This is a genomic window from Pseudoalteromonas sp. JB197 (assembly GCF_002332205.1).
GTDB lineage: Bacteria > Pseudomonadota > Gammaproteobacteria > Enterobacterales > Alteromonadaceae > Pseudoalteromonas > Pseudoalteromonas nigrifaciens.
Genome location: NZ_NRGZ01000001.1, coordinates 1,112,390 through 1,127,722, shown reverse-complemented (window position 1 = coordinate 1,127,722; position 15,333 = coordinate 1,112,390). Strand labels below are relative to the sequence as shown.

Annotated in this window: 7 protein-coding genes; 2 read left to right on the top strand and 5 right to left on the bottom strand. The window is 39.6% G+C overall.

The genetic code is table 11. The features are described from left to right. Positions 1-7: 7 nt before the first annotated feature. The 3 genes from CIK86_RS05395 to CIK86_RS05385 form a co-directional block, all read right to left on the bottom strand. On the bottom strand, positions 8-1,864 hold the full coding sequence (locus CIK86_RS05395) for a glycoside hydrolase family 13 protein (RefSeq protein ID WP_089368199.1): 1,857 nt from the start codon (positions 1,862-1,864) through the stop codon (positions 8-10). Then, the gene (locus tag CIK86_RS05390) at positions 1,865-3,361 is read right to left on the bottom strand and encodes a tryptophan halogenase family protein (RefSeq protein WP_086995328.1); all 1,497 of its coding nucleotides are present in this window, start codon (positions 3,359-3,361) and stop codon (positions 1,865-1,867) included. It abuts the gene before it with no gap. 98 nt (positions 3,362-3,459) lie between these two features. Next, the gene (locus CIK86_RS05385) at positions 3,460-6,246 is read right to left on the bottom strand and encodes a TonB-dependent receptor (protein ID WP_086995325.1); all 2,787 of its coding nucleotides are present in this window, start codon (positions 6,244-6,246) and stop codon (positions 3,460-3,462) included. A gap of 659 nt (positions 6,247-6,905) precedes the next feature. Here CIK86_RS05385 and CIK86_RS05380 point away from each other — a divergent pair. Both CIK86_RS05380 and CIK86_RS05375 read left to right on the top strand, forming a co-directional pair. Next, complete coding sequence (locus tag CIK86_RS05380) at positions 6,906-8,531, top strand: alpha-glucosidase family protein (RefSeq protein ID WP_086995322.1); 1,626 nt, start codon at positions 6,906-6,908, stop codon at positions 8,529-8,531. A gap of 336 nt (positions 8,532-8,867) precedes the next feature. After that, positions 8,868-9,110, top strand: coding sequence for a hypothetical protein (locus tag CIK86_RS05375; RefSeq protein WP_011328030.1), 243 nt, complete (start codon positions 8,868-8,870; stop codon positions 9,108-9,110). A gap of 418 nt (positions 9,111-9,528) precedes the next feature. Here CIK86_RS05375 and topA read toward each other — a convergent pair whose 3' ends face one another. Further along, complete coding sequence (gene topA, locus CIK86_RS05370; RefSeq protein WP_086994334.1) at positions 9,529-12,246, bottom strand: type I DNA topoisomerase; 2,718 nt, start codon at positions 12,244-12,246, stop codon at positions 9,529-9,531. A gap of 253 nt (positions 12,247-12,499) precedes the next feature. Continuing rightward, complete coding sequence (locus CIK86_RS05365) at positions 12,500-14,944, bottom strand: hypothetical protein (RefSeq protein ID WP_254910714.1); 2,445 nt, start codon at positions 14,942-14,944, stop codon at positions 12,500-12,502. Between the last annotated feature and the right edge of the window lie 389 nt (positions 14,945-15,333).

Below are 15,333 nucleotides of genomic sequence, written 5' to 3'. Positions count from 1 at the left end.
AAGCAATTTACTCTATCACTAATACTGTGGCGCTCATGGGTGCTAATGTTATTGCATCAGTTAAATTAATTTGCTGCTTAGTAAACAAGTTTGTTGCTGTTGTATGCAGCTTAAGCACCTCTTGCATATACTCTAATGACCAATTTTTAGCCTGCTTATTTTTATTCAAAAATACCAACACTATTTGCTCATCGGCTATACGTGCATAACTGTAAATACCTTGATGTGGACTAAAATGCGTTAGCTTGCCATAACCTAATGCAGGGCTTTGCTTTCTAAAATTAAGTAACGTACGTAGGGTTTGGTGCATATCACGCTGTGCATTTGTGAGCCCTTTACCTGTAAAGGCATTAACTGTTTGCCCAGCAAAGCCGCCCGGAAAATCAATACGAATATCGCCGTGGTCATTACTGCCTGTGTTATCGAGTAATACTTCGGTGCCATAATACATTTGTGCAATACCGCGGGTGGTAAGCAGCATGGTCATCGCCATTTTGGTTTTATTTAGATTTTGCTTTAGCTCAGTATAAACACGGCTCATATCGTGGTTATCGGCAAATACTAAAAGGTTATTTGGATTAGGGTATAAAAAATCATTGGCAAGTGATTGGTATACTTTAACCCAACCTGTGTTCCAGCTTTCATCTTCGTTTAAAGCTTGAATGAGCGCCTCTTGCAGCGAAAAGTCCATCACACTGGGTAAACTTGAAGTATAACCGTCGCTGTTATTTTTGCCCGCTTGCCAATACGATGCAATTGCTGGATTGGTAGTCCACTCTTCACCAACAATATTAAACGCTGGGTATTCGCTCATAATTGCTTTGGTCCAATTGGCTAAAAAAGCTTTGTCTGAGTATGAATATGTATCTACTCGAATACCGCTTAAATTTGCATACTCAATCCACCAAATGGTGTTTTGAATTAGGTAGGTTGCCAACAAAGGTTGACGCTGGTTTAAATCGGGCATGGTTTCTACAAACCAGCCATCGCTAAATTGACGTTTATCGAACTGGCTGGCGTGAGGGTCTTGAATGGTTTGCCTTGCATGACTAGTGGCATGTTTACCATTGGCAAACTCACCATTAAAATTAATCCAATCAGACGTTGGCTTGTCATTCATCCACACATGCTCAGAGCCAAAGTGATTAAGTACAAAATCCATCACTAAACCAATCCCCTGTTGCTGCGCTTTATTTGACAGCTCTTGGTAGAGTTCATTACTGCCCATACGGGGATCTATATTATAAAAGTCAGTAATAGCATAACCATGGTAAGAGTAGCTTGGCATATTGTTTTCAAGCGCTGGGGTTAACCACAATTGAGTTACCCCTAAATCATTTAAATATGGAAGTGCATTGATCACCCCTTGTAAGTCGCCACCGTGGCGCCCGCCTTTACTTTTTGGATCAGCGGCCTCTAACATGCCTGCTGCGGTGTCGTTACTGCTATCGCCATTTACAAAACGGTCTGGGTTAATTAAATAAAGGGTATCTTGGCTGTTAAAGCCTTTACGCTTGGCACTGTTGCTGCTGCGAGTATGTAACGGGTATTCAAAGCGCTCACCCGTTGGGCTGGTAAACACTAAGTCACCAGGCTTTGCTTGCGGCGTTATTTTTAGGTTTAAAAACGCATAATTAGGGTTATCTGTTTTGCTAATACTGATTAACTTAACCCCATTGTAGGGGATTAATTGCCACTGTTGTTTAGCAATGTTTGGCTCATGCAACATAACTTGCAATGCCTCATTTTGCATGCCAACCCACCAATTTTGTGGCGATACAGACATGGCCTGTGCCTTTGTTGCAGTAAATGGTATTGCAGTAAACAATGTTGTAGCAAACAGTGCTTTAATTAGCTTTTTCATTTAATTATTTTTCATCCTAGATAAAAATTCACTATGGGAAGGGAGTTGTTCAACCGTGTGGTTAATCAAAGCTTTTAAATCAGAAAATAATGCGAGCAGCGGCTCATCAGTTAGGGCGTTGCCTAATGGGTGATAATCATCTGCTTCAAGCCCCTGACCTATCATTACTTGCTGCCACGCTGGCTCGGAAAAAAGTTCGTCGTCTTCTCGAGTGAGCTTGCCTGTTTGCTTGAACAAGGTTATTTTTTGTTGCAGAGTTTCGGGAATACTCATTTGCTGACATTGACGCCCAAATGCGCTATCTGTGCGGGTGGTAAGCTTATAATGTAAAATTATAAAGTCGCGTATGCGTTCTATTTCGGTTTTACTTTGCAGGTTATATGTAGTTACTTGCGAGTGTTTAATCCCATTATGCGGAAACAACTTAATTAATCGAATAGCCGCTGTTTGAATTAAATGAATACTGGTTGACTCTAACGGCTCTAAAAACCCACTTGAGAGTCCAATAGCAACTACATTTTTATGCCATTGTAAGCGTCGGCGCCCCGTTTTAAAACGGATCACCCGCGGCTCTGTTATTGCTTTGCCGGGCAAATTAGCGAGTAATTGCTGCTTTACTTCATCATCTGTTAAATAGCGGCTCGAGAACACTAAGCCGTTACCAACTCTGTGCTGTAAAGGTATTTGCCATTGCCAACCAGCATTTTGGGCAATAGAGCGAGTATAAGGTACTGGCTCATTCGCTGATTCACTTTGCACTGCTACTGCGCTGTCGCAAGGTAGCCAATGCGACCAGTCTTCAAAGCCTGTATTTAAGGTTTTTTCAATTAATAATGCACTTAGCCCAGTGCAGTCAATAAATAAGTCGCCCTTAATTACTGAGCCACTCTCAAGTGTTAATGCTTGTATATCACCTGACTGCTGACACTGCTGCACGCTTTTTATTTTACCTTCTACACGTTTAACACCGCGCTGCTGCGCAAGTTTTTTTAACAGTTTGGCATATAAGGTTGCGTCAAAATGATAAGCATAATGTAACCCTGGTAATTGGGTATTAGGCAAATTACGTAAATGGGCGAATTTACCTGCTTTTGCCGCTTGGTAGTTAACAGAAAAATCCCACAAGTCGGGGGCGTAGTTTTGCTGTTTTGCTTTTAGCCAAAAGTGATGAAACTCACAAAACGGAAAATCTTTACCTATGCTGCCAAAGGCATGCATGTATTTATGATTTTGCTCGCGCCAGTTTTCAAACTCAATGCCTAATTTAATCGTTGCTTGAGTGGCATTAATAAACTCATGTTCATTTATGCCCAACGCGCCATTTAAATGCGAAATTGGCGGAATGCTCGCCTCTCCTACGCCAATAGTCCCTATTTGATCAGACTCAACTAAGGTGATGTTGATCACGTTACCCAATACTTTATTTAATAAGGCTGCCGTGATCCAGCCTGCAGTGCCCCCACCGGCAATTACCACATTTGTTATTTTATTATTCATTTAGTTTTCACCATGGTTGTTGAATAAACCAGTATTGAATGTGATATAAAAAAGCCCTTGTAAAGCAAATCACAAGGGCTTTTCAACGCTAAATAAAACTAGAGTTTATAACTAAAGCCTAGTAAAAATGTACGGCCATAATCTTGGTAGTCACGTATTTGTAGGTCGTTATCGCCTTGCAGCGATACAAAAGGTTCTTCGGTAATATTTTGCACTTGGAAGGTAACACTTAAGCCAGCTAAGCTATCAAAACCGCCTTCGCTAAAGTCATAACCTAATTGTGCATCCCAAATTGTTTCGCCTTTGATATCAACTTGAGTGGTTTCAAAGCCTAAACCATATACGTCACCTTTAAAGTCACTACGTTTGCGCATACTGGTACGTGCTTGAAAACCGCTGTGCTCATAATAAAAGGTTAAGCTGTCGATTTGGTCTGATAAGCCTGGTAACTCATATTCGTTACCATTTTGATCACTCAAGTCTTGCTCTACACCTGTATGGCTAGCAATTAAACCAAAACCTTCTAGGCTTGGATGAAATACGCTAAATGGTAATGATAAAGATAGCTCATAACCCCAAAGGTCGCCTTCACCGCCATTTACTTTACCTGAGCCTGTGCCGGTAGACGTAGCTGGAATTTCACCTGTAGATGGGTCTGCAACACCTGTCATATCTACATCATAGGTACCATCAAAAATCCATTGCGTAATATCTTTGTAGAAGAATGCTGCAGCAAAGTAACCTTCTGCATCAAAATAGTTTTCGTAGCTTAGGTCAAAGCCTGTCGCTTCTTTAGGCTCAAGCTTTGGATTACCACCCGAAATGCTCCAAAAATTACCGTTATCGTCTGGTTGTGTTTGGCTGTAAGTGGCATTTATTGATGCATTCATTTCATCAAGACGTGCGCGCGAAATTGTTTTTGCTGCACCAAAACGTATTGTTTGCTCTTCATCAATTGCAAACGATAAGTTTATGCTTGGTAAAAAGTGGCTATAGTCATGGCTAACATCGGTAGGCGTTACAACCACTAAGCCATTAACTGTATTAGCAGCAGAGCCTTGTGATGATTGATCTGTTTGTACATAACGCGCACCAATATTACCCGTTACCGGAATTGAGCCAATTTCTGCGTTAATATCTAGCTGTGCAAATACTGCAATTACTTCTTCTTGAACAGTCCAAGATTGCGTTTTGTGTTTTTGGTTTGTAAGGCTTTCTTGTAATAGATCGTAGTAGCCATCGTTTACTAAGCCGTTTGTATCGTAGGCAACCATGTTACCCATACCAATAAAATCTAAGCTAGCAGACCCTTCACGGTATTGCTCAGGAATAGTCAACATACCTGGATTGGCAAGCGAGAAGTCTTTTAAGGTCATGTAATACCCTTCAGACAACTTACTTTTTTCGCGATCCCGATATGAAACACCAAAGCTTACTTTACTAAAATACTCATTTTCGAGTGCTTTGCTTGCAGCAAGCTTTAGTGTTTGTAGTTCATCGTTAATTTCTGGGGCGTTAATAAAGCCGTCTTGTGCTGTGTTTTCATAAGCAGTGCCCGTTAAACCATATTTGTCGTTAAGGGCTGAACTCGCTCCCCAAGATAACGGGCCGCCTAATTGAATAAGATCATAATCACTGTAATCTAATTCATGACTAAATTGCGCGCCAGTATTGCCACCATCAAAGGCATAACCTATGTTATCAGCAACGCCGTTTGCATCGCCACGCCCTGTACCAGAGTAACTTTCGATACTCCAAATTTGACGTTTTACTTCAGATACACTGGCATCAAACTCTAACGACCATGAATCATTAATATCGTATTTAGTGTTAAAACCAAATTGCGTTAGCTCAGCATTACGTTCTTCATAATCGTTACGAACGACAACTCGTTGCCCTTGTGTAACTGCACTGGTGATAAAACCAGACGACTCATCTATTTCAGCGCTTGAAGCATCTATTGTGCCTTGGCCCCATGCAAAAGGTACTTCTATACCACGTAATATCTTCTCATCTGAAAAATCAACATAAAGCGCATCAAACGTCATGTTTAAACGATCAGTTGGTGCGGCTTCAAGTACAAACATTGCTGAATCACGTTCAAGTGTTGATGAGCGCACATAAGGTTTTGCACCACCTAATATAGAATATTGCTCGCCAGCTGCTTCAAATTCAGGGTAGCCCCATGAGTTCCATCGTTTTTCTTGGTTTGGTGAACTCATTTTATTATAAGCAAACGCAACACCTATGGTGTCATCTGCAAACTGGTCAATGTACGAAATTGTGCCGCGGTAACCACTGTCGTTGCCATCAGGGTTTAATTTATCAAAACCTGTTTGCTCTAATTGGCCATTAAACATGATCACACGCTCACCTTTACTTAAAGGCTTAACGGTTTGCATGTCGATTACACCAGCAATACCTTCTGCATCAAGACTTGCATTAGGCGTTTTATAAACGGTTACACCGCTCATTATTTCTGATGGGTACAGGTCAAATTCAACACCACGGTTGTCACCAATAGAAACTTGCTCGCGACCATTAAAGGTAGTGGCACTTTCATTTTCGCTAAAGCCACGCACACTTACACGACTTGCTCGGCCATCAAGACGCTGCGCGGTTAAACCCGGCAAACGCGCGATTGATTCAGCAATAGATGTATCTGGAAGTTTACCAATGTCTTCTGCAGAAATTGACTCAACAACCTGTGTTGAAAAACGCTTAGTATTAATTGATTCAACAACACTACCGCGAAAACCTTTTACCTCAATAATTTCTACATCATCATTTTTTATTGTTTCTTCTTGTGCCGCAGTGGTGGCAAAGCTTGATAGTCCGGCAGCAGTTAATGCTAGCGTTAATATACTTGGTTTGAACATAGCCATAATGTTTTCCCGTTACCCATAATGTGATACCCGCTTTGTTTGAGTGATAGTCAAACAAAGTGAGCTAATTTTGTTGTCAGGATTAATGTTAACGCTCTCTTCATTTTATTAACAACTTTATGCATACGTATTCAACACTTGCACATTGACATTACATTAACACAAAAATAACCTAAAATACCATAAGTAATTGTTTTAATTGCTTTTATAACTTTACATTAATTTCTTAATAAATTTAGTTAAGTAATTATATTTATCAATAAAAGGAGCATGTTGTTAAATTTAAACTGAATAAAAATAACCATATTTAAGCTGATCCCTGCTCTGTATACGCTTATTGTTGGGCGTACAATTGGTAAGACCAATGAAGTATAGAGGCGATTAACTCAAGCCATTGTTAATAATGATTAAAATAAGTATTAACCTATAAATCAATTTAAAAACCTTAATTGGTAAGGTTGTTTTCTCGCTAATTTAAAATATTTAATTGGTTTTTAGTGATTTTTTTAATACTTAAAAAGTGTGTATTTTACTGCATACGTATGTAGTATTTTTACAGAATCACGGGCTTCACGTATGCTTTTTAGAAATATTATATGGTGAGTTAACAAACCATATTTAGCGTAATCGAAATACGGTGTACAATGACGGAGAAAAGCATGACCCAACAGCAGTGGTACAAAGGTGCGGTAATTTATCAGGTTTATCCGCGTAGCTTTCAAGATAGCAACAATGATGGTATTGGTGACTTAAAGGGGATAATTAATCGCATTGATTATATTAAAAGCTTAGGTGTTGATGCTATTTGGATTTCACCTTTTTTTAAATCGCCAATGAAAGACTTTGGTTACGATATTAGCGACTACCGAGATATTGACCCAATATTTGGTGATTTAAACGATTTTGATGCGCTAATTGAACAAGCGCATGCCCGCGATATTAAAATTATTATTGACCAAGTACTCAGCCATACCTCTGATCAACATCAATGGTTTTTAGATAGCCGCGAAAATACCACTAATGATAAGTCTGATTGGTATGTTTGGGCTGAGTCAAAAGAAGATGGTACAGCACCTAATAATTGGTTATCTATTTTTGGCGGCCCGGCATGGCAGTGGGAGCCGCGCCGAGGTCAGTATTATTTACACAACTTTTTTACCGAGCAGCCCGATTTAAACTTTCATAATCCAGATGTTAGACAAGCTGTGCTTGATAACGTGGAATTTTGGCTGAAAAAAGGTGTAGATGGCTTTAGGCTCGATGCAATTAACTTTTGCTACCACGATGCGCAATTACGCGACAATCCTGCAAAACCAAAAGATAAGCGCCAAGGCCGCGGTTTTAGTGAAGATAACCCGTACGCGTTTCAGTATCACTATTACAACAACACCCAACCAGAAAACATCGAGTTTATGCAAGATATTCGTGCCTTACTTAATAAGTATCCAGGTGCGGTTTCATTGGGTGAAATATCATCTGAAGATTCACTCGCTACCATGGCGCAGTATACCCAAGGTGACGATAAGCTACACATGGGCTACAGCTTTGAATTACTCACTGATGACTACTCTAGTGAATACATTAGAACAACAGTGCAAACGCTTGAGCAGCAAATGACTGAAGGTTGGCCTTGCTGGGCGTTTAGTAACCATGATGTAGAACGTGTTGCGAGCCGTTGGAGCGACAATGGCGAAATTAACCCTGCCCAATGTAAAATGCTTACAGCCCTACTCGCTTCACTGCGTGGTAGTGTATGTATGTATCAAGGGGAAGAGCTAGGTTTGGGCGAAGCAAACGTGGCCTTTGAAGACTTACAAGACCCTTACGGAATTACATTTTGGCCTAACTTTAAAGGACGTGATGGCTGTAGAACTCCAATACCTTGGGAAAATGAGCAAGTAGATTATGCTGGGTTTAGTGAAAATAAGCCTTGGTTGCCTGTAGACACAGCACACAAATCTCAATCGGTAGCAGAGCAAAATAGCGATAAAAACTCTATTTTAAACGCGTACCGTGAATTTATGGCTTGGCGTAAAACGCAAGCGGTGATGATTACAGGCGATATTGAGTTTATCCAAACGGCTGAACCGATTCTGGCGTTTTATAGAACACTTAATAATGAAAAAATGCTGTGTGTATTTAATTTAAGTGCGCAACAAGCAAGATTGAGTTTGCCGGTAGCTATAACTAAAGCGTATGACACGCTTTCGCATCACAATGCTACTTTGAGTAATAACCAGCTAATAATGAATGGTTTTGGCTGCTATTACGCCCAATGTAGCTAAAAGTCATTTAATATAAAAAGCCCCCAGTAATTGGAATATCCAACTATTGGGGGTCACTTCAGAGTAACTCAGGCTTTTTGTAGCTAACGAATATAAAACACTCCAATATCGATTCTATTTATTTGTTTTGGTTGGCTTAGAGCTTGATGATTCGTCCATGTATGATCCTAATTACCATTAAAGTTTAACACTCAACTTACTTATCCTGACGATAAAAATATTTCGTTATCTTTTATTTCAAATTCGATTAAAAATCAGCATACCAACAGAGTTGTTCTGGCTTGGGTACACTTGTTTTAAATAACAATTGTCATAACATTTTTTAGGAATAAACAAATGAACAAAGCATTGCTAGCATTAATCGTAGCACCTCTATTTGCACTGTCTGCACTTAATGTGGTTGCAGAAGATGCGGCGGACGCTTCAGCTGAAACAGTTAAAGAATACACAGAAATGTGTGTTAACTGGGCTAAAGATGACGACGTAAGCAATGAAGAGCTTTATGGCTATGTATTAAAGTGCGTGAATGATGAGCTTGTATCTGAAGGCTACAAAAAGGTCTCTGCAGTAAAAATTTAATTAAGTTTATTGTCTAATTAAGTCTATTGCTAATAAAGCCGTTGCGAACACTTTTAATTAGATATAAAAAAACCGGAATCGACACTCAAAGTGTATTCCGGTTTTTTATTGCTTTCAAAAAGAGAAAAATTAAATACTTATATTAGGGCCTGTTTATCTTTCGAGGTTAAATTTGCAGCAGTATGTTTGGTATTTAGGCAAAGCAGAGCCTATGCAGTGTGGTTATTCCCCATAAATAGGCGATAACGCAGCATAAATGCCAAACATGCGCTGCCCTTTGGGTTCTTTCTAGGGACGATTAACTCTTTGTTGTTCGGTTTTTACTTAGCCCACTAGGTTACAAACCTCGCGCCGCGATTTAATCGCCCCTAGATTGAACAAATTTTAATCCTGAAAGGTCAACAGGCCCTAGTATTATTTATTCATCATCTTTTTTAGTTTTTGCTTTAGCCTTAGTTTTAGCAGGCGCTTTTTTGGCAGCTGCTTTCTTTTTTGGTGCTGCTTTTTTCTTCGCTTCTTCAACCCACTTACCCGCAACATAATGCGCAGTCCAACCGGTCGCTTTACCGTCGACTTCGGTCATTACATACTGCTCTTTATTTTTACGGCTGTAGCGTACAACAGCTAAGTTTCCATCTGGATCTTGTGCTGGTGCATCGGCTAAGTAATAAAACTTAGGTGAAATACGGTCTCTAAAGCGTTGTAACTCTTCAACCTTAGGCGCACGTGTTTCGCGCGATTTAGGGAAGGTATTTGCAGCCAAGAAAATACCTGCAGCGCCATCACGTAAAACAAAATACGCATCTGACTTTTCACATTCTAATTCGGTAATGTGAACAGGGTCTTCTTTTGGCGGCGCAGCTTCGCCGTTTTTAAGTAACTTACGGGTATTTTTACACTCATCGTTATTACAACCAAAGTACTTACCAAAACGTCCCGATTTTAATTCCATATCCGCGCCACACTTATCACATTCAATAAGAGGCCCGTCATAGCCTTTAATTTTAAACGTGCCCTGCTCAACTACATGGCCACTACATGCTGGGTTATTACCACATACATGTAATTTACGGGTTTCGTCGATTAGGTATGAATCCATTGCCGTTTCACAAATTGGGCAACGTTTCATTTGCATTAATGTTTCGGTTTCAAGATCTTCTGCATCGGCACTGTCTGCGGCAACTGCTTCATCGCCCGATACTAAGTTCATCGTTGTTGTACAACGCTCTTTTGGTGGCAAGTTATAACCAGTACACCCTAAGAACACGCCAGTAGATGCGGTACGGATACCCATTTTACGGCTACAAGTCGGACATTCAATATCAGTTTCGACCATTTCATTAAGACGCATTCCGCCATTTTCAGGCTCGTCTTTCGCAACAGTTAATTGCGTTGAAAAGTCGGCATAAAACTTATCGAGTACTTCGGTCCAAATGCGCTTGCCTTCGGCGATATCATCTAAACGACCTTCCATTTTGGCAGTAAAGTCAAAGTTCATTAAGTCTTCAAAATTTTCTACTAAGCGGTCGGTAACTATTTCACCCATTTTTTCAGCGAAGAAACGACGGTTTTCAACCCGTACATAACCGCGATCTTGAATAGTAGAAATAATAGATGCATAAGTAGATGGGCGGCCAATACCACGTTTTTCAAGCTCTTTTACTAAACTCGCTTCGCTAAAACGCGCTGGCGGTTTAGTAAAGTGTTGCTTAGGGTCAAGTTCAATTAACGTTAATGTTTCGCCTACTGTTACTGCAGGTAAAGACTGATCTTCTTCGTTCTTTTTACGAATAGCAGGCTGTACTTTAGTCCAACCATCAAAGCGTAGCACACGGCCTTTGGCTTTTAGTTGGAAGTCATTTGCTGCTACCGTTAATGTCGTTAAGTCGTATTCTGCAGGTACCATTTGGCACGCTACAAATTGACGCCAAATTAGCTCATATAGTTTTTTAGCATCGGCATCAACCCCTTCAATATGCCCCGAAAGCACAGTTACACTAGATGGACGAATTGCTTCATGCGCCTCTTGTGCATTGCCTTTTGAGCTATAATTAATAGGATCTTTAGGTAAGTATTTTTCACCAAATTGCTCTGTTACATATTCGCGACACATAGCAACCGCATCTTTTGACAGATTAGTTGAGTCGGTACGCATATAGGTAATGTAACCGCCTTCGTACAAGCGCTGCGCTAGCATCATGGTTTTTTTAACGCCATAGCCTAAACGTGTACTGGCTGCTTGTTGCATAGTTGAGGTGATTAAAGGCGCACTTGGGCGACTTTTACTTGGTTTTTCGTCAACGCTTATAACTTTATATTCTGCATTCTCAAGGCTTTTAACTGCTGCGCTTGCCTGAGCTTCATTTACTGGCTTAAATGGCTTGTCTGCTTGTTTGGCTACTTCTAAGCGTAACTCTGACTCAGCATTTTTAACGTCAGCATGAATATCCCAAAACTCTTCAGGTATAAACGCTTTAATTTCGCGTTCACGCTCAACGAGTAAGCGCACTGCTACCGATTGAACACGTCCAGCCGAAAGTCCACGTGCCACTTTTGCCCACAGTAAGGGAGATACCATAAAACCAACAACACGGTCTAAAAAGCGACGTGTTTGCTGTGCATATACCATATCGGTATTAAGCTCACCGGGTGTTTCGAATGCTTGCTGAATTGCGTTTTTTGTAATTTCGTTAAAAACCACACGCTTATATTTTGCAGGTTCACCGCCAATAATTTCTTGAAGGTGCCAAGCAATTGCTTCCCCTTCTCTATCCAAATCCGTTGCGAGATATATTTGGTCAGCGTTTTCGGCAAGCTTTTTAAGCTCTTGTACTACCTTTTCTTTTCCTGGCAGTATTTCGTAATGTGGTTCCCAGCCTTTATCAGGGTCAATGCCCATACGCGCGACTAAGTTAGAATAGTCTCGTTGCTTTTTATACGCTGCTTTCTCTTCAGGTGGTAATTTACGCACTTCAGCCGGCGTTTTAGTCGCTGGCACTTTGTTTTTTCCAGAACCTGAAGTAGGTAAATCTCGCACGTGTCCAATACTGGACTTTACGATGAAGTCATTACCTAAATATTTATTAATTGTTTTAGCCTTAGCAGGTGACTCTACAATTACTAGCGATTTGCCCATAGTTGCCTATTTCTAACCAAGTTTTTTAAAATGTGTTTAGCCGACATAAGCGGCACGAATATTTATAGGTATATCTACAAACACTAATTGTTACAAGCTTTTAATACAAACTTTTCAGTTTTAAGCGAATAAACGAACAATTTCTACGTTTAATTTAAACAAACAGGTGTTTTTAGAGTAATTGATGGGGAATATATAGAATAGAAACAAAAAATGCCAACCTTATGGTTGGCATTTTTATAATTAAACCGTTTTAAGGCTTAGGTTCATCTAAAATAGACATGACAGTATATTGTGTTTTAACTCCCCCAGGGGTTTCAAATTCAATATATAAAAATCCTGAGTCAACATCATTTGGTTGTGACTCCTTCGTTATATTTACTGTTACTGAGTTAGGTACCTTTTGCGCCGTATTTACAACTGTGTAATCTGTTAACCCTCGCAATATTGCATTATCAGACGTTACTGTTACTTTGGTGCCTGCCGGTAGTGGGTTATTATGAATATCACTAAAGAAAATCGTAATCGAAATTGCACTGTAAGGTGTTGAGTCACTAATATCAATAAGGTTAATATCACACATATTTGCCATATCTGAAGGCTCTAAACTAATACCATCGGTTAATGTGCAATCGTTTAACGCTGTCACAGCTCTAATATAAGGAGTACTTCCAGACATAACTAGTTCTGACTGACTTCGTACATTAACAGTTTCACGTGTACAAGCGCCCACAGCTAAAGCTTTATCGCTACAAAGTAAACCATTATATATTGAATCACCGGCGTCATATTTACCATTATCTAAAGCACCTGAGCGCTCAACATACCACTCGTTCTCCCCTCCATTTGAATCAACTGGATCTGCAGGGGCTGATACGTTGCCATCAAAAATACCATTTTCATTAAAATCGATAAATGCTTCGGGCAAATCCTGTAAAGTTGAATCAAACTCACCTTGATTAAATTCACCATTTGCCGATACATCATTAAATGATTCCTCGCCTACTGCATATGCTAGTAAGCTTACACGCCCACCTAATGGGTGATCAATTGGGGCTTGCAATGGTGCATCTGCGAGCGTTAAAGGAACATTCTTAATATCAAGATAACTAATTAAATTACCATTTAAATCAAGTTGCGACTTTCTAATACCTAAGCTACAAGGTGCTGCTTTTCCAAAAAAGCGGTCACATTTATCTGCAACCGAATTTTTGTAGATACTATAATGATAAGGTATTGGGTTTTGACTACGCCATTGTGCTGTACATACGCCATCTATGGTACGACACAATAATAAGTCACTAAATTGAGCACCATCAATTGTACCCACTGCTCCACCTTCGCTTGCTAAATAAACAGCTGTATTATCTGGTACAAAGTTATTAAAGTGATCAGCAGCATAAACGGTTAGATCAACAATTACGCCAGCTTGATTTAAGGACTCCGTATTAAACGTTTGTACAGCAAGCGTAAAACTATCCTGATCGGGTATACCTGTAGTAACTGTTAAATCATTAGAGACTATTGAAATAGTGCTACTTTCAACTTGATGAGATGCAATAACAGAAAGTACCCCCGCTGATTTACCTGAGCGTACATTGACAGTCGCAATACCATCATTATTTGTAAACTGATAGAGGTTATCTAAGGATGCGCCACCTGAATTTTGCGACAAAGCAAAATTTATACGTTTTTGACCAACTGGATTACTATTAATATCTAGTAACTTAAAAGTAAGTAATGAGTTTTCTGTGAGTGACTGACCGCCAATTCCCTTTATTGCAAGTACTTGGTGGGAAGCATTAATAAATGAAATAGATCCTGTTTTAGCAGCAGCAACATTAATGTTAATCGTTTTCGTTGCTACATTGCCTCCAGTTACAACCGTTGCAGAGATAGTGTCCACACCATTACAGCCATCTGCTTTGTACGTTGCTGTAGCCTTACCGCCAATACTTGTAACTATTTTATCAATTGTTGCTTTAGGAGTCGCTTCTTCAGAACAAGCTGAGGTGAACTGTACTTCCAACGGCGTTGTGAATAATGCACCTGAACTATCAACAACCTCAGCGGTAATAATTGTTGTAGAACCTGCCGATAATATATCGCCAGGTAATATCCCTGCGGTTAAATTTACATCAACCTGTACTGCATTTATTTCAAATAATGATATTGCACTGCCACCCTGCGATGTTAATTCTACTTGCCCAGCACCTGAACTTTTTCCTGATAACAAGTTTAAAACCGCCACCCCAAAAGAATCAGTTTTTGCAGTCAAGCTCTCTGGCAGTAGGGTACCTAACGATGTTGTTGCATTTACTAAAACGTTACTTGCAGGCTCATTAGTATCAGGCCTTGTTATTTTTGCATATATTATTGCTTGTTGATTTAAAATATTATTATTTTCAACACACGAATTTGGATCTAGTTCAAAAGTATCTCGATCAATATTCAACCACCCATCTGGGCAGTTTTGCAATATTTTTATTACTATATTAGCGTTTGAACCACTGCTTTTCGGCTCATCTCCAATAGTATAAAACCCTAATTTATCCGAGCCTTCTGCATAAGTGGCTATTACTGTCCCCGCACCTTCGATATTTCCGGCTGTGAGCTTTATAACAGCAGTACTATTAGCGTCGGTTAAAGCACTTCCTGTAGAAGGAATAAATGTACCTAGAGTCGTTGTGAAGCTCACTTCTTGTCTTACTACTGGGGAGCCACTACTATCTGTAACTGTTGCAATAACTTCAAGTGGTGTATCAACAGTGATTACTCTATCTTCAAAGTTCAGTGCAACAATTGTTGCTTTTTCTGTTACATTTCCAGAAGTATCACCATTTCCACCTATACTGCCCTCCTTTTCAAGTGAGCCACCACCACAAGCTGTGATAAAAAAGCTGTGATAAAAAAGCTGAGCATCATAATGCTTAGCAGTCGTGTTAAAGGCATAAACCTCTCCCTAGCGTTATTATTAACTTTATATTGTTTACCTCATATTAACCTATAACTTAGTTTAAAATCACAGTTTTTCATCACTTCCTTTGATAAAAAAATTTAAATTATTAATAAATTTTTCTGTATAAA